At 39.1% G+C, this 21925-nt stretch carries 20 protein-coding genes; 17 read left to right on the forward strand and 3 right to left on the reverse strand.

Going from position 1 to position 21925, the window contains the following annotated elements:
• Positions 1–12 precede the first annotated feature (12 nt).
• The 13 genes from ACIQ0H_RS18720 to ACIQ0H_RS18780 all read left to right on the forward strand — a co-directional run bounded on the left by ACIQ0H_RS18720 (position 13) and on the right by ACIQ0H_RS18780 (position 13865).
• Positions 13–1326, forward strand: a complete 1314-nt coding sequence (locus ACIQ0H_RS18720) for an ABC transporter substrate-binding protein (RefSeq protein WP_403418140.1) — start codon at positions 13–15, stop codon at positions 1324–1326.
• Between the two features lie 205 nt (positions 1327–1531).
• Positions 1532–2302, forward strand: coding sequence for a carbohydrate ABC transporter permease (locus ACIQ0H_RS18725; protein WP_403418143.1), 771 nt, complete (start codon positions 1532–1534; stop codon positions 2300–2302).
• A 24-nt stretch (positions 2303–2326) separates the two neighbouring features.
• Positions 2327–3193, forward strand: a complete 867-nt coding sequence (locus ACIQ0H_RS18730) for a carbohydrate ABC transporter permease (RefSeq protein WP_403418145.1) — start codon at positions 2327–2329, stop codon at positions 3191–3193.
• Between the two features lie 15 nt (positions 3194–3208).
• On the forward strand, positions 3209–4621 hold the full coding sequence (locus ACIQ0H_RS18735; protein WP_403418148.1) for a sulfatase family protein: 1413 nt from the start codon (positions 3209–3211) through the stop codon (positions 4619–4621).
• 19 nt (positions 4622–4640) lie between these two features.
• A complete protein-coding gene (locus ACIQ0H_RS18740; RefSeq protein WP_403418151.1) occupies positions 4641–5840 on the forward strand; it encodes a glycoside hydrolase family 88 protein in 1200 nt (399 codons plus the stop codon).
• A 25-nt stretch (positions 5841–5865) separates the two neighbouring features.
• The gene (locus ACIQ0H_RS18745; protein WP_403418153.1) at positions 5866–6537 is read left to right on the forward strand and encodes a YesL family protein; all 672 of its coding nucleotides are present in this window, start codon (positions 5866–5868) and stop codon (positions 6535–6537) included.
• Between the two features lie 16 nt (positions 6538–6553).
• The gene (locus ACIQ0H_RS18750) at positions 6554–6970 is read left to right on the forward strand and encodes a PTS sugar transporter subunit IIA (protein WP_403418156.1); all 417 of its coding nucleotides are present in this window, start codon (positions 6554–6556) and stop codon (positions 6968–6970) included.
• A 168-nt stretch (positions 6971–7138) separates the two neighbouring features.
• Positions 7139–8812 (forward strand): heparinase II/III family protein, encoded by a 1674-nt coding sequence (locus ACIQ0H_RS18755; RefSeq protein ID WP_403418159.1) that lies wholly within the window; start codon positions 7139–7141, stop codon positions 8810–8812.
• 41 nt (positions 8813–8853) lie between these two features.
• Positions 8854–9507 carry a bifunctional 4-hydroxy-2-oxoglutarate aldolase/2-dehydro-3-deoxy-phosphogluconate aldolase gene (locus ACIQ0H_RS18760; protein ID WP_403418161.1) on the forward strand — a complete coding sequence of 218 codons (654 nt, stop codon included), beginning with the start codon at positions 8854–8856 and terminating at the stop codon, positions 9505–9507.
• The gene (locus ACIQ0H_RS18765; protein ID WP_403418164.1) at positions 9504–10517 is read left to right on the forward strand and encodes a PfkB family carbohydrate kinase; all 1014 of its coding nucleotides are present in this window, start codon (positions 9504–9506) and stop codon (positions 10515–10517) included. The genes ACIQ0H_RS18760 and ACIQ0H_RS18765 overlap by 4 nt, the downstream gene beginning before the upstream one ends.
• Positions 10518–10558: 41 nt before the next feature.
• Positions 10559–11389, forward strand: a complete 831-nt coding sequence (gene kduI, locus ACIQ0H_RS18770; RefSeq protein WP_403418166.1) for a 5-dehydro-4-deoxy-D-glucuronate isomerase — start codon at positions 10559–10561, stop codon at positions 11387–11389.
• A 91-nt stretch (positions 11390–11480) separates the two neighbouring features.
• A complete protein-coding gene (gene kduD, locus ACIQ0H_RS18775; RefSeq protein WP_403418169.1) occupies positions 11481–12263 on the forward strand; it encodes a 2-dehydro-3-deoxy-D-gluconate 5-dehydrogenase KduD in 783 nt (260 codons plus the stop codon).
• A 93-nt stretch (positions 12264–12356) separates the two neighbouring features.
• A complete protein-coding gene (locus ACIQ0H_RS18780) occupies positions 12357–13865 on the forward strand; it encodes a sulfatase family protein (RefSeq protein ID WP_403418172.1) in 1509 nt (502 codons plus the stop codon).
• Positions 13866–14269: 404 nt separating this feature from the next.
• Here the strand turns inward: ACIQ0H_RS18780 and ACIQ0H_RS18785 are convergent, their stop codons facing one another.
• Together ACIQ0H_RS18785 and ACIQ0H_RS18790 are read right to left on the reverse strand one after the other, a co-directional pair.
• Positions 14270–14812 carry a chromate transporter gene (locus ACIQ0H_RS18785; protein WP_403418460.1) on the reverse strand — a complete coding sequence of 181 codons (543 nt, stop codon included), beginning with the start codon at positions 14810–14812 and terminating at the stop codon, positions 14270–14272.
• Positions 14813–14906: 94 nt separating this feature from the next.
• Complete coding sequence (locus ACIQ0H_RS18790; protein ID WP_403418175.1) at positions 14907–15527, reverse strand: chromate transporter; 621 nt, start codon at positions 15525–15527, stop codon at positions 14907–14909.
• 182 nt (positions 15528–15709) lie between these two features.
• Here ACIQ0H_RS18790 and ACIQ0H_RS18795 point away from each other — a divergent pair, with 182 nt between their 5' ends.
• A complete protein-coding gene (locus tag ACIQ0H_RS18795) occupies positions 15710–16588 on the forward strand; it encodes a LysR substrate-binding domain-containing protein (RefSeq protein WP_403418178.1) in 879 nt (292 codons plus the stop codon).
• 88 nt (positions 16589–16676) lie between these two features.
• Complete coding sequence (locus tag ACIQ0H_RS18800; protein WP_403418181.1) at positions 16677–17642, forward strand: formylglycine-generating enzyme family protein; 966 nt, start codon at positions 16677–16679, stop codon at positions 17640–17642.
• An 848-nt stretch (positions 17643–18490) separates the two neighbouring features.
• Here the strand turns inward: ACIQ0H_RS18800 and ACIQ0H_RS18805 are convergent.
• Complete coding sequence (locus tag ACIQ0H_RS18805; RefSeq protein WP_403418183.1) at positions 18491–19054, reverse strand: recombinase family protein; 564 nt, start codon at positions 19052–19054, stop codon at positions 18491–18493.
• A gap of 119 nt (positions 19055–19173) precedes the next feature.
• Between ACIQ0H_RS18805 and ACIQ0H_RS18810 the strand changes: the two genes are divergently transcribed.
• Positions 19174–20583, forward strand: coding sequence for a SulP family inorganic anion transporter (locus ACIQ0H_RS18810; RefSeq protein ID WP_403418186.1), 1410 nt, complete (start codon positions 19174–19176; stop codon positions 20581–20583).
• A gap of 359 nt (positions 20584–20942) precedes the next feature.
• Positions 20943–21731: a helix-turn-helix domain-containing protein gene (locus tag ACIQ0H_RS18815; protein ID WP_403418189.1), complete on the forward strand. Its 789-nt coding sequence runs from the start codon at positions 20943–20945 to the stop codon at positions 21729–21731.
• Positions 21732–21925: the final 194 nt, after the last annotated feature.

A 21925-nucleotide genomic window follows, 5' to 3' on the forward strand; every position in this document is an offset into this window, starting at 1 on the left:
AGGGGTGAAGGTATGAAAAAGAAAATTAATTTGCTCGCAATTTTAACTTTATGTATGTTAGTCGTGTTTGGTTGTTCAAATGACGGAACGGAAAAAGGCGGTACAGGAGCAGAAGGAAGTAAAAGTTCAGAGGAAAAAGGCGCCGATGAGAAAATTAATTTGAAAATGGCGGTTTTCCCGGCTGACGAAGAAGTTTTCAAAAAAGGATATGAAGATTTTAAAAAGGAACACCCAAATGTAGAAATCACCTTTGAAACTTTTCCGCAGCAGCAATATTATGAAAAGATTCGGATGCAGCTTTCAGGCGGCGATGGCTATGACTTATTTACCGGACAAATGGATAATATGATCGACACGGGTATCCTTGCTCCGCTGGATGATTACATTAAAGAAACTGGGATGGACGTTACAGGATATGGAACGATGTTTGACACGTTTAAATCAGATGGAGAAGTCATGAGCCTTCCATATCGTAAATCAAATTGGATGCTCTATTACAATAAGACATTGTTTGATGAAAAAGGTACTGACTATCCAAGCGATGATATGACGTGGGAACAATTCCGCGAGTTAGCGAAGAAAATGACAAGCGGCAGCGGAAATGACAAAGTGTACGGAGCATATTTACAACAATGGCCATCAACTTGGTACATGGGTGCTGTACAAAAAGGGGCATCTGTTATTGATAAAGATCTATCACCATTTAAGGATGCTTTGCAAGTAAGGCTAGACCTTGAAAATGATGGTTCGATTATGAAATGGTCAGAACAAGTAAGTACGGGTGCCCATTATAATGCGGCATTCCAAAAGGGGAATATTGCCATGAACATTATTGGTGATTGGCATGTTGCGCAGCTTCGTCAAGGGGAAGCAGAAGGAACTATGAATTTTGACTGGGATGTTGTTCCAATTCCACATCCGGAAGGCGTAGAAAAGAATACATCACTAGCGTTACCCGTATCGATTATGATGAACAAAAACACAAAGCATTCAAAAGAAGCTTTCGAATTCTTACAGTATATGACAGGTAAAAAAGGAGCAGAGCTACTTGCCTCAGAAGGGTATTTAACTGGGTTTATGGACGAGGATGTAAAGAATGCTTATCTAGGTGATGGTACGCAACAACCAGAAAATCTCCACTACTTCTTGGAAACAAAGGAGTATCCTGAATATCCAATGTTGCCTGGAGTGAAAAATATTGTTATCGAGCAAATCTTTAAGCAAGAGGGAGAACTAGCCTTAATTGGTCAAAACTCTGTAGATGACGCAATTAAAGAAATTACAAAACGTGTAGAAGGTGAATGGGCAAGTAAGTACGGTAACTAGCCAGCTTAAGAAGTGTGGCACTGCTCTAAGATTACTACCGCAGTGCCTTACTTTTTAATAGAAAGGACTGAACATAATGATACCGAGCAAAAAGGTAAAGTCAAAGACGATTAGACGAAATCGACTTATTGGTTATTCTTTTCTACTTCCAAATATTATTGGTTTCCTATTGTTTATCCTTATTCCTGTTATAGCATCTTTCGTTATGAGCTTCACATCATGGAATGGCTTTGGAAAAATAGATTTCATTGGATTTTCCAATTATAAGCAGCTGCTTGGTGATTCTAATTTTAAAATCTCGTTTGTAAATAGTATTTTATTTATGTTGATTTCGGTCCCAGTTACTCTATTTATTTCGGTATTAATTGCCGTGGCTTTAAATCAAGGGATTCGCTTTGTGAAAGTTTTTAGGACTGCTGTTTTTTTACCTTATGTTACTGCGACCATTGCAGTTGCAGCCGTATGGCAATTAATTTTCAATCCCTCACTAGGTCCCATTAATGGAACTCTGCTAAGGCTTGGGATAGAAAATCCCCCCGGCTGGCTATCTTCTCCAAGTTGGGCACTAATATCTGTATCTATCGTATATATCTGGCACTCAATTGGGTATTATATGATTTTATTTTTAGCAGGACTGCAAAATATTCCGGATTACCTTTACGAGGCTGCTGAACTTGACGGGGCAGGGAAGGTTTCAAAATTCTTTCATATAACATTACCCATGTTATCCCCAGTATTGTTCTTTACAACGATTATCGGTGTCATCAATTCTTTTAAAGTATTTGATTTGATTTATGTGTTAACAGGGGGAGGACCAGGAAGATCGACGCATGTATTAGTATACGATATTTATAATACAGCATTTAAGCAATTTGAATATGGGTATGCCTCCGCAATGGCTTATGTCTTATTCCTTGTTATTTTAATCATCTCCATACTCCAATTTGTGGGGCAAAGAAAATGGGTAAGTGATTAATGAGACGAGAGAGGAGTGAAAGTAATGAATGCTGTTACTGAAGTGTCAGTTTATACACCTCATGTGAAAAAACGAAAAATATCAGGTGGCAAAATAGTAAAGTATCTTGTAATTATCCTCGTTTCGCTGACGATGGTTTTGCCATTTGTGTGGATGCTTTCAGCTTCATTGAAAGCAGAAACGGAAATATTCGGATTCCCGATAAAATGGATTCCGGAAACGTTCCATTGGGATAACTATACCAAGGTTTGGACCACTGTTCCATTTGGTCTCTATTATCTTAATACATTGAAAATAGCTGTTATCACTACTATTTTAGTTGTTATTAATAGTTCTCTTGCTGGTTACGCGTTTGCCAAAATTAAGTTTCCAGAAAGAAATCGCTTGTTCTTCATATATATTGCGACGATGATGATACCGTATCAGGTTATGATGATTCCGCAATTTATGCTGATGAATAAACTTGGATTAGTGAATACTCATTGGGCATTAATTATCCTTGGAACATTTAATCCGTTTGGTGTTTTCTTGTTCCGCCAGTTTTTCTTATCGATCCCTGATGAGCTGCTAGAGGCTGCAAGAATTGATGGACTAAGTGAGTTCGGAATTTATTGGAGAATTGTCTTGCCGTTATCCAAACCGGCAATTGCCACACTTGTGATTTTTTCATTTATGCACGCATGGAATGATTTCTTAGGACCTCTAATTTACTTAACATCAGATAGCTTATATACACTACAACTTGGTATTCAGCATTTTATTACGGAGTATAACACGGAATACTCTCTATTAATGGCAGCAGCCGTTTCTGCAATTGTGCCGACCATCATCGTATACTTCTTAGCCCAAGATCATTTTATCAAGGGAGTCGCGAACACTGGAATAAAGTAAAGGGAGAGAGAAAAAGTGGAGAGTCCTAAGCAGCCAAATCTAATTTATCTATTTGCCGATCAATGGCGTCGTCAGGCAGTAGGTTATGAAGGTGAAGACGAGGTTCTGACCCCAAATATTGATGCGTTTGCCGAAGAGAGTGTTGTATTTTCAAATGCTGTTACTTGCTCTCCGTTATGCTCGCCTCACCGAGCCTCCTTGTTGACGGGCCGCTATCCGATGAGTACTGGGGTTTATACAAATTGTAAAATAGGCGTCGACGTCATGTTAAGTCCGGATGAAATCTGTATCAGTGACGTTCTTGCGGAGGCAGGTTATGACACAGGATATATCGGGAAATGGCATCTTGACTTGCCAGAATTAAATGTGACGGATCAACCACAATCAGGTGCAAACGGGTGGGATGCCTTTACACCGTCTGGCCCTAAAAGACACGGGTTTCAGTACTGGTATTCCTACGGTGCATGGGATGAGCATTTATCCCCTCATTATTGGCAGGACAGTCCTAAAAAGATAAAAGTCAATACATGGTCAGTGAAGCATGAAACCGACAAAGCCATAGACTTTATGAGAGATCACGATAGCGGCGAACCTTTTGCCCTATTTGTTTCATGGAATCCGCCGCATAGCCCGTTTGATCAAGTACCTGATAAATATAAGCAGCTTTACAAACTGGACCACATAACGCTTAGGGAAAATGTAACCCAAACACATTTCAAAGTTCATACCGGTGAACCAGTTGAAGACGGTGTGAAAGAACTAAAAGAGAAACAACTAAATTATTTTGCTGCGATTACTGGGATTGATGATCAATTTGGACGCATTCTTCAATTCCTAAAAGAAAACCAGTTAGAGGAGAATACGGTAGTAGTTCTTACGTCAGATCATGGAGAAATGATGGGATCACATGGATTGATGGCGAAGCATGTCTGGTATGAAGAATCTATTGGTGTACCATTTTGTATCCGCTGGCCAAAGGTGATTGCACCTAGACGGACAGATCTCTTGTTAAATTCGGTCGATATTATGCCGACACTGCTTCGTATGCTTCAGCTCGATATTCCCAACACAGTTGAGGGGATAGATTTGTCAGACTATATTATCGAGGAGAAGAGTGGAGGGCCGGAAGAAGCGTATATTTCCGCATATCCCGGGCGCAAGGAAGTCATCGAGGTTTTTAAGGATGCAGGAATTGATAACAGGGCATTTGGCTGGAGGGCCATTAGGACGCAACAATTTATGTATGTAATTCATCATGGCTATGCCCCTGATGATGAAAGTATTCGTTTACTCTACGACTTAGCAAAGGATAAGTTCCAGCTTGATCCAGAAAGGATTGAATTTACGCCAAATCATCCAATAGCAGATGTGTTGGATCGGAAGTTGCGTTCATGGATTGAGAAGATGAAAGACCCGTTCTTATTATAAAAGGCTGAGGTGATTTGGTATGACAGTATGTGTAGAAAATGTAATAACAGAGAATATAAAAAATATAGAGCGGTTTGAGAAACCCCCTGCCGTTGACCAGGCATTTGTGGAAAAAGCTATTCAGCATGTATTGGCTAAAATCGACCAAAGCTTAGACTTATTTACGGATCTGTTTCCCGATTCAAATAGTGAAAATCTCGTCTATAAGCCGATTCAAAATGTCGAATGGACCACAAGCTTTTGGACGGGTATGCTATGGCTTGCCTATGAATACACAGGTGACGAAAAATATCGTAAAGTTGCGGAAAAGCAGATCCAAAGTTTTAAAGAAAGATTAGAAAATCGGATTGAAGTAGACCACCATGATTTAGGGTTTTTGTATAGCTTATCCTGTGTTAGTGCCTATAAATTAACAGGAAATGAAGAGGCTAAGGAAATTGCTTTGAAGGCAGCAGATTTATTGATTACTAGGTATTACGATAAAGCAGGAATTATCCAGGCGTGGGGGAATTTAGATGACCCGAAAGAACGTGGGAGAATGATTATTGATTGTAATCTGAACCTTCCTTTACTTTATTGGGCATCTGAAGTGACTGGAAAACAGATCTATAAAGAAATTGCTGAGATTCACATATCGCAAGCCGCTAAATATATTGTCAGGCCGGATGCATCTACTTACCATACATATTACATGGACCCGGAGACAGGAGAACCATTGTATGGGAACACACGCCAAGGGTATTCTGATGATTCTTGTTGGGCACGCGGGCAGGCTTGGGGTATTTATGGCTTCCCGTTAAGTTTTCATTATACGAATAATGGGAGTTTAATCGAACTTACAAAGAAATTGACCAACTATTATTTAAATAGGCTTCCTGAAGACGAAATTTGTTATTGGGATTTAATTTTTACAGAAGGTGGCGAAGAACGTGATAGTTCCGCGGCAGCCATCACGGTTTGCGGGCTACTAGAACTGACTAAATATCTGCCGGTAACTGACCCTGAAAAGAGAATTTATGAAAATGCAGCTCTTAAGATGATTGAGTCTTTATACAACGACTATACAACAGATATTGAATCACCCGCGAATGGAATTCTAAAGCATGCGGTCTATTACAAAGGCGGTGGTCGAGGAGTAGATGAAAGCTGTATCTGGGGCGACTATTACTATTTTGAAGCGCTAATCAGACTAACGAAGGATTGGAAAATGTATTGGTAAAGAGGAAAAGTCATTCAAGTAAATGATGGAAAGTATTGAGGTGAAAATAATGGATAACACACTTTATAAAACAATGGAATTTTTGAAGAATATATTTCTATTAAATACAATTTGGCTATTGATGTGTATTCCAATCGTAACTATTTTTCCTGCGACAACAGCCATGTTTGCTGTTTTAAGGGAGTGGAAAACACAAGGCGATATTCAAGTCCTTTCAGCTTACATTCGATTTTTAAAGGAAAGCTTTAAACAAGGTTTTTTCATCGGAATAGTCTGGCTTGTATTTACTAGTTTATTGTTGGGCGATTTTATCATCACCAACCAGCTAAATTCCAATTTAAAGTATGTGTTATTTTCATTCTTCTTTCTTTTAACCATTGTTTACTTGTTTGTTACCATTATGATTTTTCCTGTCATGGCTCATTATCGAGTTTCCTGGAAAGGTGCAATTAAGAATGCTTTTCTGTTATCAGTTGCAAACCTACATTATACCATTTTATCACTCTTAATTTTGGCTGCGACCATTCTTCTATGCTTCTATTTTCCAGGAGCTACCCTTTTGAGCTTTAGTATGGCAGCTTTTCTGATTAACGCGCTAGTAAGCAGGGGGTTTCAGCGAGTGAATGAGACTTATACAAGTGAACAAACAGCAGAGGTGAGTCTAGGGAAATTACGTACACCAGCCGTTAGGTCCTAAGAAGGGAGAGACGGTTATGTATCAACTATTACTTATCGGCCATGGAAAATTTCCCTCGGGTGTACAATCTGCACTTCACTATTTAATGGGAGAAAATCCGAATATATCTGTTCTAGAATTAGTTGATGGAATGACACATGTTCAATTTGAGGAAGAATTCACAAATCTTTTACAAGACTATGCTAAGGTGCTTGTGTTTGCTGATTTAACGGGGGGAGCCCCCCATCAAATAGCAGCTCGAATCATTTTAGAATCAACATCACTGGAACACTTTCTTATTTCTGGTATGCCGCTAAGCGTCATTACGGAATTAGCGATGAAGTTTCAATTTCAAGAGGTCGCCAGCTTGGATGCTCCAATGATCATTGAACAAGCGCTTTCTGAGTGTAAAGACTTGATGGTCAACCTAGCAGTTGAAAGAGGAAAGATTTGAGGTGTTAGTATGGAGATAACGAAAGTTAGGGCAAATTTGGCAACTTGTTTAAATGGTTATGTATCCACCCCTCAACGTTCCTTTTATAACGAAGATGTTCAGCAGGCAGTGTATTTAAATGCAAATCTATTATGCTCAAATATTTTTGTATTCAAGAGGCCTTTGGATATGGAGGCATGCTATATTCCCTATTCCTTTAAGAAAATAGATTGGAATTATGCGATGAATGCAGATGAGGAATGGATTTTTATGCTTAACAGACAGGAGTATCTTCTTGACCTGGCTGAAGCCTACGCTGACTCACAGGACCAAAAGTATGTAGATTGTTGGAAGCGTCTGGTATTTGATTGGATTGAACATAATCCATTTACTGACGGAAAAATACACACATCATGGCGGACGATTGACATGGGAATTAGATGTGCAAGTTGGATGAAGGGTATGATACTTCTCCATGAATTATTACTGGATCATGAGTTAGAAACTATTTTGTCCTCCTTAAGAGATCAAATCATTTTTCTGAAAGATCATTATCTTGAGCGATACACATTAAGTAATTGGGGCGCTTTGCAGATTTCCGGTATTCTGCAGACAGTTATGATATGTGAGGATTTGGTCCCTAAAGAAATAATTGAATGGGCTTGGGATGAATTGAAACGTCAATGCGAAATACAGTTTTTCACAGATGGTGTTCATTGGGAGCAATCTCCTTTGTATCACTTTGAAGTGCTATTTGCGTTAGTTGAAATTTATAAAGAAGCCCAAGTCTTAGGGATTACTTTGCCGGTAGACTTAAACAGTGTCATTAAAAAGACTGCAGTCGCTGCTAATTATATGATTTACCCAAATGGCTATTTAGTTCCCCAGCATGACAGCGATTATGTCAATGTTGAAGCGGTATATAAAAAGCTGCCAGCATTTTGTCAGGGGGATTTACCAGAGCTATTTATCGGGGATGCAAGCGGAAATTTTGTCTACAAGACGGAGAATGATTTCGTTAGTTTATGGAATGGTTGGCATGGTAGCGGGCACGGACATGCAAGTCTAGGGCATCTTAACATATTTCTTAATGGGGAAAGGGTTTTGTGTGATTCTGGCAGGTTTACCTATCAAAAAGGACCATTGCGAAGCTATCTAAGATCTGTTCATAGCCATAGTACGGTTGTTGTTGATGAGCTTCCGTCCACGTCGATCAATGATTCCTGGACGTTTCACCATATAGGGAAAAAGGCTGGAAGCAAAATAAAAGAAACTAGCAAATATATCGTAATGGAAAGTGCTTTCTATTACTCTACCTATCTGGTTCAGCGAACTGTAATTATCTTGAAAGAGGAAAGCATTGTCATTGTGATAGATGATGTCGACGCGCAAGGAAAACATACAATGAAAAGATTATTTCAATTAAATCCCGATATAACTGTTGGCAAACAAAAAGACTGCTGGAAGTTAACAGCCAAAAGAAATGTTACGTATGCATACTTTAGTGATATGGAGGATACATACAGCAAAGTAAACCTTTCATCTACTCAATACAATAAGTTAATCAATCGTACAACATTAGTAGATGAAAAAGAATTTGCTCATCATGGGATTCGTTTTAGTATTTTTTCGGGAAAACCGTTAGAGGTTATGCTGAATAAGATTGAACAATGTGGGTCGGAGCAATCTCCGTTGGAGGAGTTTTTTCTAAGTTTTCACCTTAATGCGAGTTCCTCTGAATATGACATTTATTTTGTCGCCAATGAAACCTATAAAGGTGAAAGATTATATAAACATAACGATGAGTATTTCTATCATAGGCTTACCATTAGTAAAAATGGACAGAAAGAAGTCATTTTATAACTAAGTTTGTGTGTTCATTTTTTGAAAGGAGGAAAGCTGTTATGGAAAAGCTGAAAGTATTAAATAGAGTGACTGAATCTGGAGTTGTTGCAGTTGTCAGGGCTGACACCAAAGAAGAGGCCATATTGATTGCGGAAGCCTGTGTCAAAGGCGGAATATCGATCATTGAAATTACCTTTACAATCCGGGATGCAGAAGCAGTCATAAAGGAATTAGATGCCCATTTTGCAGATCAACAGGAAGTGGTCATTGGCGCGGGAACGGTTCTCGATGATACCACAGCCAGAATCGCCATTTTAGCCGGCGCCAAGTTTATAGTAAGCCCAAGTTTCGATGAACAGACGGCAAGGGTTTGTAATTTATACCAAGTCCCCTATATGCCAGGCTGCATGACGATTACTGAAATGAAGCACGCATTAGGACATGGGGTCGATATTATTAAGTTGTTCCCTGGCGACACTTTTGGTCCGGAGTTTGTAAAGGCAGTAAAAGCACCGCTGCCACAGGTGAATATTATGCCGACTGGCGGCGTGAACCTGGATAATATTGAGCAGTGGATTAAAAATGGCTGTGTTGCTGTTGGGATAGGTGGGAACTTAATCGCACCTGCCAAAACAGGAGAATACGAAAAAATTACGGGAAATGCCAGGCAGTATGTTCAAAAAGTCAAAGCTGCTCGTGAGGGATTAAGATGAAAAAAGTGGTCACGCTTGGAGAAATCATGCTGCGTTTATCAACAGCGACTGGCATGCTGCTTCGGCAGGCGAATCAGCTTTCTGTCCATTATGGCGGCGCTGAGGCGAATGTAGCAGTATCCTTATCTCACTTTGGCTACCAAGCCTATTTTGTCAGTAAAATTCCAGCGAATTCGTTAGGAAGTGCAGTGGAGCGGCATCTTAAATCCCACGGGGTTCATACTGATTTCCTGTTAAAGGGAGGTGAACGGCTCGGATCTTATTACGTGGAAGAAGGTGCAGGTGAAAGGGGTAGCCAAGTCATCTATGACCGCGGTTATTCTAGTTTTTCACAGTTAGAGGCTGATGAGGTTGAGATTGAAAGGATCTTACAGGGAGTATCACTAATTCATATTACGGGGATTACGCTAGCCCTGTCGCCCGCTTTAAAGGAATTAGTTCTCCAGATATTTAAAAAAGCCAAGGAAATGGACGTTTTGGTCAGCTTTGATTTTAATTATCGCTCCAAGCTTTGGAGCCAACAGGAAGCGGCTGCAGCCATTAAACCGTTAATGCCGTATATAGATATTTGCTTTTGCGGAGAATTAGATGCAGTTCATTTACTTGGAATAGAACCGGCGGAAGGGTCATTATCTCAAGAGGAAAGATTACTATTTTACTACATGAGAATTCTGGAGAAATATCCGGATATCCAATACATGAGCTCTACTTTTCGGACTGTATTATCAGCTTCTAGCAATAGACTACAAGGAAATTTATTTACAAGCGATAAACTTTATCAATCAAAGGTCTATCATCTGGAACCGATTGTTGAACGTATTGGAGGAGGTGATTCGTATGCAGCAGGAATTTTGTGGGGCATCCTGGAAGGATTCCCTGCGCAACAAATCATTTCTTTTGCTACAGCTGCGTCAGCATTAAAACATACGATTCAAGGAGACTGCAGCAGTTTTTCAAGTGAAGAAGTTATGCAGTTTGCAAAGAATGAATCGGGAATGATTAATCGTTAAGGTCTATGGATTTATATTAATTTAAAGGGAGAGATTGAATTATGGAAACACGTTATGCAAACCACCCGGAGGATATGAAAAAATATACAACAACCGAATTAAGAAAGGAATTTCTAATTGAGACTGTGTTTGAGCTTGGTCATGTTCACTTAACATATACACATGTTGATCGGATGATTTTCGGCGGAGTAACCCCTGCTGATCAGGAATTAACGATTAGGCTTGATAAAGAACTAGGCGTTGAATATTTCCTAGAACGACGAGAGTTGGGAATTATTAATATTGGCGGTGAAGGTTCGGTTGTTTTGGACGGCACAGTATATGATATGCAGCAACGAGATGGTCTTTACGTTGGGAAAGGAACTAAGGAAGTACTATTCCGTTCAAAGGATGCGAACAATCCGGCTAAATTCTATATCAACTCTGCGCCGGCGCACCATACGTACCCAACTGTCAAAATTGATATAAAGAATATCACTCCGCTACAGATGGGATCACCTGAAACATTGAATGAACGAAAAATCTATCAATATGTGCATCCTAATGTTTGTGAGAGCTGTCAGCTACAAATGGGCTTAACGATGCTTTCTCCAGGAAGCGTCTGGAATACAATGCCTTGCCATACGCACGAGCGTCGAATGGAAGTATATTTATACTTTGATATGGAACCAGAAACGCGTGTATTCCACTTCATGGGCAAACCAGATGAAACAAGACATCTAGTGATGAAAAATGAGCAGGCAACGATTTCTCCAAGCTGGTCTATTCATACAGGAACTGCAACAAGTAACTACACTTTTATTTGGGGAATGTGTGGAGAAAATATCACCTACAGTGATATGGATCACGTGAAAATGGAAGATTTACGCTAATAAAAGCAGAGCCCCGGTTAGCAAAGCCCCATGATGCTGAAGCGGTTTGTTCACTTGCACTAGTGTGATTAATAGGGAGGTATTGAAGAAAATGAATACAAATCTACTTTCATTTTCACTGAATTATTTTAGTCTTGATGAGAAAATAGCTATCGTAACAGGAGCTAATAAAGGTTTAGGCCAGGCATATGCGGTTGCTCTTGCCAAGGCGGGTGCCGACATTTTTGTAGTTTCTAGAAGCGGGGATTGCGAGGAAACTAAACAATTAATTGCAGAAACGGGTCGTAGGGTAGAAAGCTTTCAAGCGGATTTAGGTAATCGCGAGGAAGCAAAACAAGTAGTCGCTAAATGCGTTGAGGTGTATGGGAACATTGACGTTTTGGTAAACAATGCAGGTACAATCCTTCGCTCACCATTAGTAGAGTATAAGGAAGAAGACTGGGATACGGTCATGGAAGTTAACCTTAATTCGCTATATTTATTAAGCCAGGAAGCTGCCAAAGTAATGGTTGAACAAAAATCCGGTAAAATTATTAATATTGCCTCCATGCTTTCGTTCCAGGGTGGCAAGTTTGTTCCGGCGTACACGGCCAGTAAGCATGCTGTTGCCGGCCTGACAAAGGCATTTGCTAATGAATTAGCGGAACATAATGTCCAAATTAATGCGATTGCTCCAGGATATATCTCCACCGACAATACAGCGCAAATTCGCGCAGATGAAAAGCGTAACGCTGAAATTCTATCGCGTATTCCGGCCGGACGCTGGGCGGATCCGTCTGATTTAATGGGAACGGTCGTTTTTTTAGCAAGCAAAGCTTCAGACTATATGAACGGTCATATACTAGCGGTTGACGGAGGTTGGCTCGCTAGATAGCTAAAATAGTTAATGGAGGGGACTGACCGGAATAATTGGAAAGTTCCCTCTTTTTATGCGCTAAAAATAGTTAACCCACAGAGGTGAATTCAAATGAAAAAGCCAAACATTTTATTAATCACCAGTGATCAGCAGCATTTTGATACAATAGGTGCTTTTAATTCGGAAATTTCAACACCTAATCTTGATCGTCTGGTGAGAGAAGGAACGACTTTTCAGCGCGCCTATTGTCCCAATCCCACATGTACTCCAACAAGATCATCCATTATTACAGGTACGTACCCTAGTCAGCATGGCGCATGGACGTTAGGAACGAAGCTTAGCGAAGATAAGGTAACAGTTGGTGATGTGTTCAGGAATAATAATTATCGAACAGCATTAGTCGGAAAAGCGCATTTTCAACCAACGATGACAACAGAGGAATATCCGTCACTTGAATCGCTGCCGCTGCTCCAGGATATCGAGTTCTGGAAATCTTACAATCATCCGTTTTATGGATTTGAAAAAGTTGAATTACTGCGTAACCACACCAATGAATATTTAGTTGGCCAGCATTATGTAGCTTGGCTCGAGGAAAAAGGATACAGCGATTGGAAACAATATTTTATGTCTCCAACCGGAACGATGGATCCTGCTATTAAGTATCGCTGGGATATCCCGGAGGAGTATCATTACAATACATTTATCGCCGAAAAGACGAATGAATTACTAGATCAATATCAAGCGCAGGAAGAGAATTTCTTCCTTTGGGCCAGCTTTCCGGACCCCCACCCGCCTTATTTAACACCTGAACCATGGGCTTCCATGTATGATCCAGATCAACTGACTATTCCGGAAATGGTGCCAGGGGAGCATCTGCAAAATCCGCCGCATTTTCAAAAAACACAAGAAATAAATCCCGACTTTTCCAACCTGATAGAAACAGGCTTTGGGATTCATGGCTACCATTCACATCTTTTACCCGAGGATGATCGCAAAAAACTTGCCGCGAATTATTATGGGATGATTAGTTTCATGGACAAGTATATTGGTGATATTCTAGAGAGGCTTGAAGAGCTGGGATTAGCCGGAAATACGCTTGTTCTGTTTACGACTGACCATGGTCATTTCTTCGGTCAGCACGGCCTGCAATATAAAGGTGGATTTCATTATGAAGATCTAATTAAAATTCCTTTTATCGTTAGGTATCCCGGTCATATTCCAGCCCAGAAACAATCGCAAGCCATGCAGTCACTCGTTGATTTGGCTCCAACTTTTCTTTCATTTGCCGGCATCTCAATACCCGCTGTTATGTCTGGAGAAAATCAGAAAGAGGTATGGTGTGGTAACCAAGCAAATGTAAGGGATCATATTCTTTGTGAATTTCGACACGAACCTACCACGATTCATCAAAAAACATATGTGGATGAGCGGTACAAAATAACGGTCTACTACCAGCAGAAATATGGGGAATTGTTTGATTTACAAAAGGACCCGAAGGAATTAAGTAATCTTTGGAATCACCCTGATTATCAAGCGCTTAAAGTGGAACTGCTGATAAAGTATGCATGGGCAGAGCTGCATAAGGAACAGATGCCAATGCCAAGAATTTCACATGCGTAAAGATACCTTTCATCAGGTCTTTGATCATAATTTTTTATCAAAAAGTAGCTAAAACGAATGGTTCAAGCCTGTTTAACATCCGAGAAGCAAGGTCAGATAGCTGTCATGTGGAACACCGTTTCAGAAGCATGTAATCTTGCCTGTGATTATTGTTACTATATTGGCTGATGAGGTGAGCTAGGAATTATTGATAGAATCGCTTCGAATGTTCTTGAAAAGTTTATTAGGGAGTATATGGATCTGTAAAAATGGGTAATTGTCACCAATGGCGTTATGTGAATTGGATTAACTGTATTTAAAGTAACATTGTTAGAGAAGAAAAACTCGAAAAGGGCATAGGGTAGGGTAACAACCTTATTCCCTTTTTTACATAAGTTAATTCTCTTTCAAAAAGTGCTCATATTTTACGAATAGAGCACAACACCCACTAATCCAGAAAGTATAATAACGTAGGCGGGATTCCAGCGTAATTTCAAAAGTGCGATTAATGATAATACAAAGATGAGTAATAAGCTTACTGTTTTCCATGAGATTACTAGGCTAATCAAGTTATTTGACAGGGCAAAACTGATAGCGGCATAGATGACTAAACTAGTGACAATAGGTCTTAACCCATAAAATATCGATTGTACAACTAGATAATGATGCAATTTGATAAAGAAGGTCCCTACAACGATTACGAGTATAATGCCTGGAAGTAAAATTCCAAGAGCAGATATAATTGCACCTATAACGCCAGCTGTCGAATATCCAACAAGAACGGCACTATTCATAGCGATTGGACCAGGGGACATCCCGGCAATAGCGATGACGTCGGCAAATTGTTGTGTCGTCATCCACCCGTGTTGGGAAACTTCGGCTTCAATTATAGAAATCATAGCATATCCCCCACCAAATGATACGAAGCCAATGATAATGAATGTGCTAAACAACTCCCACAGTACCATAATTTTCACCTCGTTTTCTATCTAAAGTTTCACCGTCTACACTTCAAGATTGACCGGTCAATTTCAGGGAAATACTGTTCATTTTTCATGTAGCCTATATTCCTGCGCCCATATAGTATTCGTGCTCATTTACATCTTTCTTTTCTACTTTCCTGTCCTTTTCAACTTTGTAACTTAATTTCATTTTAATAAAGATAGTCATCATTCCCGTCAAAGCACCTGCTACTATGGCAATGATAGGGTGAATGAAGAATAGGGAAGGAATCCCTGCTATCATTATGCCAAATGTTGATTTGTCAACAATGGCCGTCTTGGCAATTTTGATTGCCGCGTACGCGATGAGTGCCACTATGGAAGCTCTAATTGATATAAAAGCTGCTTCTATCTTTGGATTATCCTGTACGAAAACATATAAAACACCTAGGACTAGAACAATTAAAAAAGTAGGTAATGAAACGCCAATCATTGCCGCAATGGCTCCCTTTACCCCTCCTATTCGCTGACCGATAAAGGTGGCGGAGTTAATCGCAACGGCTCCGGGTATGGATTGGGATAAAGCGAACACATCGGTAATATCTTCACTTTTTAACCATTTTCTTTTCTCTACCACTTCTTTTTCAATTAAAGGCATCATCGCAAATCCGCCACCAAACGTGATAGGACTAATTTTAAAAAAAGTCCAAAATAGTTGAAACAGAACTTTCCATTCTTTCATTGTTTGTCCCTCTTTCACTTTGTTCTAACGTTTATGTCCTTACGGTTCTATAAGTATCCTACCTCCTACGTTAGCAAATAAATGGGGAGAGGTAAAATGCAACAAAAGTATCGGGTATTACAAAATAGTATACCTAGTAGACTTATAATTAAGGTGTGAGAAAATTCAAGGAGGTCGTATTCTTGAACATAGAAAATCTCAAGATATTTTGTTTAGTAGTGGATGAGGGAAGTATAAGCCAGGTAGCGAGGTTAAGCTTCGTTTCTCAGCCTGCTATAACAAGAAAAATTCATCAATTAGAAGACTTTTATGGTACCTTGTTATTTGACCGTGCGGAAGGGAAATTGAAAGTAACCGAAACTGGAAGAATTTTATATCACTTTGCAAAAGCAATTGTAAATGACTTCAACCATTCAAAAGAAGTCATTCAGCAAGTAACAGGCGAGTCCAATATACACCTCACAGTAGGTGCATCTTTGACCATCGGCGAGTATTTATTGCCAAGCTTGTTAGGGAGATTTAAAAAACGAAAACCTGAAGTGAAAGTGACATTAACAATTAAAAATACGCCCCGTGTTTTGGAAGACTTATCAAACGACTTGATTGATTTGGCCTTGGTTGAAGGACTGGTTGAAAACGAAGCTTTTATTGTAGAGAAGTTTGCTGAGGACGAATTAATACTTGTTTGTCCGTTTGACCATCCGTGGAAAAATAGGAAGGAAATCAATATTGAAGAATTGGAAAATGAGAGGATGATCTGGCGTGAATCCATTTCAGGGACACGTCTTATCGTAGAAAACGTATTAAATGAGCATGGGGTCTTGAGGAAAATCGAAAGCTATATGGAGATTGGGAGTACGCAGGCAATAAAAAGCGCTGTTGAGGCAGGCCTTGGAATCAGCATACTACCAAAATTAACTGTGGCTAGGGAATTGGAGCAAGGTTTTTTACGGGAAGTAAGCATTTCTGGAATAAATATAACTAGAAATCTATGGATTGTTAAAAAAAACAAAAGGTTCCATAACACGGGAATGACTGATTTTGTGGGATTTATCCAGTAGGGAATGAAATTACCCACTTTTTTTACTATGAAAGTAAATAAGGAAACATTAATAGTCAAAGTACATTATTATTAGTGGAGGGGAAAGGATGAGTCACGCACAACAAAAAAGTTGCTGTGGAGTAAGTAGACAAGACATGCAACAAGAAGGTCTAATAAGTAATAATGAATTCATTACTAGTAAAAGAGCCCCAAAATCATTAGATAAAATGGTTTACATTCTTGGAAATGAATTTTCAATGGGTACAAATGAAAGGGATGGATTCCCAGCTGATGGTGAAGGTCCAATTCGAAAAGTAAAAGTAGATTCATTTTATATGGATATTACTACTGTAACAAACAAGGATTTTTCACTGTTTATTGAAGCAACAGGATATAAGACAGATGCGGAAAAGTATGGATGGTCATTTGTTTTCTATCAGCTATTATCCAAACAAACGTCTAAGAAAGTGCAACAAAGAGTTCAAGCGACACCATGGTGGTGCGTAGTTGAAGGTGCTTATTGGAACCAGCCAGAGGGATCTGATTCAGATATCGCGGATAGGATGGATCACCCTGTTGTTCATGTTTCATGGAACGACGCCGAGGCTTATTGTCAATGGGCTGATAAACGTCTTCCAACAGAAGCGGAATGGGAATTTGCGGCTAGGGGTGGTTTACACCAAAAAAGATATCCCTGGGGTGATGAGCTTATACCTGAGGGTGTTCATTACTGTAATATTTGGCAAGGGAAGTTCCCTTATACAAATGATGGGGAAGATGGATATCTTGGAACCGCGCCAGCCCAATCCTTTCCGGAAAATGGATATGGATTGTACAATGTTTCTGGAAACGTGTGGGAATGGTGCTCAGATTGGTTTACAAAGAGTATCCACAAACGGGGGGGCAGAGAAAACCCTAAAGGTCCAAATGAAGGTTCCAATCGGGTGATGCGAGGGGGTTCCTATTTATGTCACGACTCGTATTGTAATCGCTATCGAGTTGCGGCGCGGACATCAAACACTCCTGATAGTTCATCAGGAAACATTGGATTTCGTTGCGTAACAGATAATTAGTAACTCAACTTTCGCATCGAATAAATTAGCGTTATAGGTTGCATATCTTGGCTTTAGTCTCAATACCTTATTTAACTTGACAGTTTTAGAAGACAAGAAAAACACACAAGCGAGTATAAATCATATCCTCGCCGGAGTTATTTATCTACTTGGAATGATTTTAATATCATATGATATTTGTGCACCACTCGTGTTTTTCATTGCAGTGATCCTCTTTATACCTGCCTTTTTACGAAAAAATGTTTGTTTTGTAATTTTGATTATTCTCACTTTTTACACTAAGTTCCTATCTGTATACTCTCTTAAGTGATCTTTTTCATCGATATATAGATGATTTTGCCCTAACAGTATTTTTATGATTTGAAAAATTTGATAAGCCGCTATAGATGTTGTGTTAACAGCATTTATAGTGGCTTTTTGAGAAGTTATTAAAGAATTATATAAACTTTAATGAATTGCATGTATCACTGTCTTGGTTGTTTACCTCTTTCTCTAATGCCTTCTTTTTCATTATATAGATATACATATTCATTAATTGGTTCATCTACAAAAGTTACAAAGGCCATATAAGCATTTCTTTATCATCTTGCCAACTATACTGAGATCTAATTTCTTTGATCTCAGTTTGAAAATATCCTTTATTAAATATTCTAAGACGGTCTGTTTTGTTTTAGCTAATTCTTTTTTTACATGAAAAAATATACAACATAAATCCTGCTACTAAAATTACTAGGGATAAGGCTAAAGAAATTAATAGCCTCTGTTTAGCCAATAGATTCTTATTCCATCCAAATTAATCAAGTCAATAAACACCTGATATTATAAGATGCCTTTACTTTATAATTCCACTACTCTTTCTCCTCAGATAGCGATATAGAGCGGTCATCCAAATAACGATATAAAGTAGACTTGCTAATTCCAGTCGCTTCTTTAATGTCATATAACGTATAATTCTTACTGTCATACATTGTAAAAGCCAGCTGTAAATTATCATCTGGTTTTCGTGGACGACCAATCGATTTGCCCTGCTGTTTAGCAGCTTGAAGCGTAAATGTAGAAGACTGGCTTAGAAATTTTGATTGTAAATCCGCAAAAAAAGTAGCACTTTGCAGTAGTGAAGCTTTTTGTATCGATTGGTTGGTTAATTGTTCATCGACAAAGTGAATTGTGATTTGATCTCGTTCCGCTAGTCGAAGAATATCTAAAAGCTGCTGTAGGGAATCAGCTAATACTACAATATTTTGGACGAACAGTTCGTCCTTTTTTTGGACAGTCATTAATAAGTGTTCAAGTTCCGTTCTTTTCTTGGCAAGTCCATGTGTCTCTTTAAATAATATATCAATGAGAAGTTCATGTAATTGATGGGTGCATTGTTGATCCGAGACAATCGGACGGATATATCCGTATTTCATTTTTACGCTCCTTACTTCCCAAAACTATTCACTTATGGGATTGAAAATGGTACCATATTAACATTCTAACATTCGTATAAGCTTCTTTGTAATTTTAGTCATCAAGAGAGGGGAACACTATGTATACATTAAAACAACAGTGGTTTGGAAATGTGCGTGCCGATATTTTAGCAGGTATTGTTGTAGGGCTGGCACTCATTCCTGAAGCACTGGCTTTTGCGTTCATTGTGGGTGTAGACCCACGTGTCGCGCTATATGCTTCGTTTACAATTGCTGTCATTACTTCGTTTGTAGGTGGGCGACCTGGTTTAATTTCAGCTGCGACAGGTGCGATGGCTTTAGTTCTCGTTAGTTTAATGGCGAATCATGGCCTACAGTATGTACTAGCAGCCACAATATTAACAGGAATTATTCAATTAATACTCGGAGGACTTGGTGTTGCGAATTTAATGCGCTTCATCCCAAACTCCGTCATGCTTGGATTTGTGAATGCTCTTGGCATTATGATTTTTATTACGCAGATGCCTTATTTACTTGGGGCGAACAGTATGACTTATGTATTTGCGATTGTTACATTAATTTTAGTGTACGCGATTCCGAGATTTGTAACAGCTATTCCCGCGCCTCTTATTGCGATTGTCGTGATGACGGGTATTGCGCTCCTCAGTGGTGTGAAGTTACAGACGATAGGTGATTTGGGGACGATGCCAAATTCATTACCGGTATTTTACCTTCCAGATATTCCACTAAATTTTGAAACGTTAAAAATTATTCTACCTTATTCTTTGGCTTTATCGATTGTCGGCTTATTGGAATCATTACTGACATCTCAAGTTTTAGATGAGATGACTGATACGTCGAGTAATAAAAATAAAGAAGCACGTGGACAAGGAATCGCCAATTTTATCACTGGTTTTTTCGGCGGGATGGCAGGTTGTGCTTTGATCGGTCAATCCATCATCAATATTAAATCCGGTGGAAGAGGACGCTTATCGACTTTGACCGCGGGTGTATTTCTAATGTTTTTAATTATCGTTTTAGGTGATGTTGTCATTAAAATTCCGATGCCCGTTCTTGTCGGGGTGATGATTATGGTTAGTATGACAACCTTTAATTGGGGTTCGTTTAAGTTTCTGAAACAAGCGCCTAAATCGGAATCACTTGTTATGCTCATTACAGTTGCGATTATCTTATATACACATAATTTAGCGATAGGTGTTGTGAGTGGTGTTATATTAAGTGCGCTATTTTTTGTTGCAAAAATCTCTCGTGTGACAGTCACACATGATAAGGCTGGATATAAGGTGAAAGGTCCTTTGTTTTTTGCATCAACTACGAAATTTATACAGTCTTTTGCCAACGTTTCAGAAGATGAAATTGTCATTAATTTTGAAAATAGTCAGCTGTGGGATGAATCCGCGGTCGGTGCTATCGTGAAAGTGAAACAGAGGCTTGAGCAAAAAGGTGTGAAGGTACAGATTCAAGGGTTAAATTCATCTAGTGAACAATTATACAACCGATTAACATAAGAGGATCTACACAAGGATTGCTTTAGCAATTGAGGGGTCGGAACATCCTTTACGTGTAGAACATGTCACCCAAATATTTGATGTAGAACCCAATAACGGTTGGAAACGAACACAACCCAAAGTCTACACGGCTACGCTATTATTCAGACTCATTTTTCCTCTGCCTCTTTTCACATTAGATTGTGGTTTAAAGAGGTTTTCATATTTTTTAACATTTAATATTGCAATGTAGAACCATATTTGATCTTCAATAGATAGGAATTTTAGCGAGTTTTATCTAATATGCTTACATAGGAATAATTGTAGACAGAAGGTAGACGAGTATACTTGGGAATTTGCTGTAAAATAGGGGGTGTTGCATGTTAGATTTGAACCCAGAACAATTTATTTTGAAACCGGTATTTGCCACTATTCATTGTGAGCCAAACTGGCAATGGAAAAAACGTGATAAACCGTTCGATAATTATGATTTATTATATGTTTGGCGCGGTGAAGGAACGTTGGTACTAAACGGAAAGTCGTATGATGTGCGAAAAGGGCACTGTTTTCTTTTTAAACCTGGCGATGTAGTAACAGCCACGCATATACCCCAATCCCCCTTAGTATTAACTTATATTCATTTTGACTTAATTGAAAACCCGCAATTGGTTCCTACCTCCCATCGGGTAGTCGAAAATACGATCAGCTTTGAATCGCTTTTAACTCGCTACGTTCGCTTGTTATTAGTGAAACCATTTGGAATGGAGATAGAGGCAAAGCTCATCTTAAAGCAAATAATGATACATCTATTGAGAGAAGCACACGAAAAAGTAGAACATATGGCGAATACGAGTAACGGCTTGTTAGAAACGGTTAGGGAGGTTGCCAACTATATTCAGCAGCATCCAGGGGAACAACATTCTATTGGAGGTTTAGCAACTCGTGCCAATCTCTCTCAAAGATATTTTTCTCAGAAGTTTAAAGAAATCACTGGACATACGGTTAGATCATATATCATTCGTTCGCGTATTGAGCGAGCGGTACATTTACTCCATTACTCAGGGTTGACAGTGACAGAAGTTGCGAGTGTCCTTGGATACAGCGATTTACATTTTTTCAGTAGACAATTTAAAAAGTACACGGGTAAAAATCCATCAGATATTCGTTAAACACGCCGGGCTTTAGTGCTTGGCTTTTTTTATTGCAAATTAACGAAACTACCAAAAAGTACAAATGTTTACGCGATGGGTCTAAATCAAATTCATTCAACGATTGATATTATAAGAGTAGAAAATGCATTCAAGCAGTATGGATAGTTGCAAATTCAAAAGATAGCGCCAGCAAAAATAGGGTATGTGCAATC

Origin of the sequence: Sporosarcina sp. NPDC096371 (genome assembly GCF_044762865.1) — a bacterium.
Taxonomy (GTDB): domain Bacteria; phylum Bacillota; class Bacilli; order Bacillales_A; family Planococcaceae; genus Sporosarcina.

Bases quoted from the DNA above. Each gene is read 5' to 3' on its own strand.
- ACIQ0H_RS18765 (WP_403418164.1), top strand. From the start codon at position 9,504: ATGAAAAAAGTGGTCACGCTTGGAGAAATCATGCTGCGTTTATCAACA.
- kduI (WP_403418166.1), top strand. From the start codon at position 10,559: ATGGAAACACGTTATGCAAACCACCCGGAGGATATGAAAAAATATACA.
- ACIQ0H_RS18780 (WP_403418172.1), top strand. From the start codon at position 12,357: ATGAAAAAGCCAAACATTTTATTAATCACCAGTGATCAGCAGCATTTT.
- ACIQ0H_RS18790 (WP_403418175.1), bottom strand. From the start codon at position 15,527: ATGAAAGAATGGAAAGTTCTGTTTCAACTATTTTGGACTTTTTTTAAA.
- ACIQ0H_RS18810 (WP_403418186.1), top strand. From the start codon at position 19,174: ATGTATACATTAAAACAACAGTGGTTTGGAAATGTGCGTGCCGATATT.
- ACIQ0H_RS18760 (WP_403418161.1), top strand. From the start codon at position 8,854: ATGGAAAAGCTGAAAGTATTAAATAGAGTGACTGAATCTGGAGTTGTT.
- ACIQ0H_RS18785 (WP_403418460.1), bottom strand. From the start codon at position 14,812: ATGGTACTGTGGGAGTTGTTTAGCACATTCATTATCATTGGCTTCGTA.
- ACIQ0H_RS18745 (WP_403418153.1), top strand. From the start codon at position 5,866: ATGGAAAGTATTGAGGTGAAAATAATGGATAACACACTTTATAAAACA.
- ACIQ0H_RS18730 (WP_403418145.1), top strand. From the start codon at position 2,327: ATGAATGCTGTTACTGAAGTGTCAGTTTATACACCTCATGTGAAAAAA.
- ACIQ0H_RS18750 (WP_403418156.1), top strand. From the start codon at position 6,554: ATGTATCAACTATTACTTATCGGCCATGGAAAATTTCCCTCGGGTGTA.
- ACIQ0H_RS18800 (WP_403418181.1), top strand. From the start codon at position 16,677: ATGAGTCACGCACAACAAAAAAGTTGCTGTGGAGTAAGTAGACAAGAC.
- ACIQ0H_RS18815 (WP_403418189.1), top strand. From the start codon at position 20,943: ATGTTAGATTTGAACCCAGAACAATTTATTTTGAAACCGGTATTTGCC.
- ACIQ0H_RS18725 (WP_403418143.1), top strand. From the start codon at position 1,532: ATGAGCTTCACATCATGGAATGGCTTTGGAAAAATAGATTTCATTGGA.
- ACIQ0H_RS18740 (WP_403418151.1), top strand. From the start codon at position 4,641: ATGACAGTATGTGTAGAAAATGTAATAACAGAGAATATAAAAAATATA.
- ACIQ0H_RS18755 (WP_403418159.1), top strand. From the start codon at position 7,139: ATGGAGGCATGCTATATTCCCTATTCCTTTAAGAAAATAGATTGGAAT.
- ACIQ0H_RS18720 (WP_403418140.1), top strand. From the start codon at position 13: ATGAAAAAGAAAATTAATTTGCTCGCAATTTTAACTTTATGTATGTTA.
- ACIQ0H_RS18805 (WP_403418183.1), bottom strand. From the start codon at position 19,054: ATGAAATACGGATATATCCGTCCGATTGTCTCGGATCAACAATGCACC.
- kduD (WP_403418169.1), top strand. From the start codon at position 11,481: ATGAATACAAATCTACTTTCATTTTCACTGAATTATTTTAGTCTTGAT.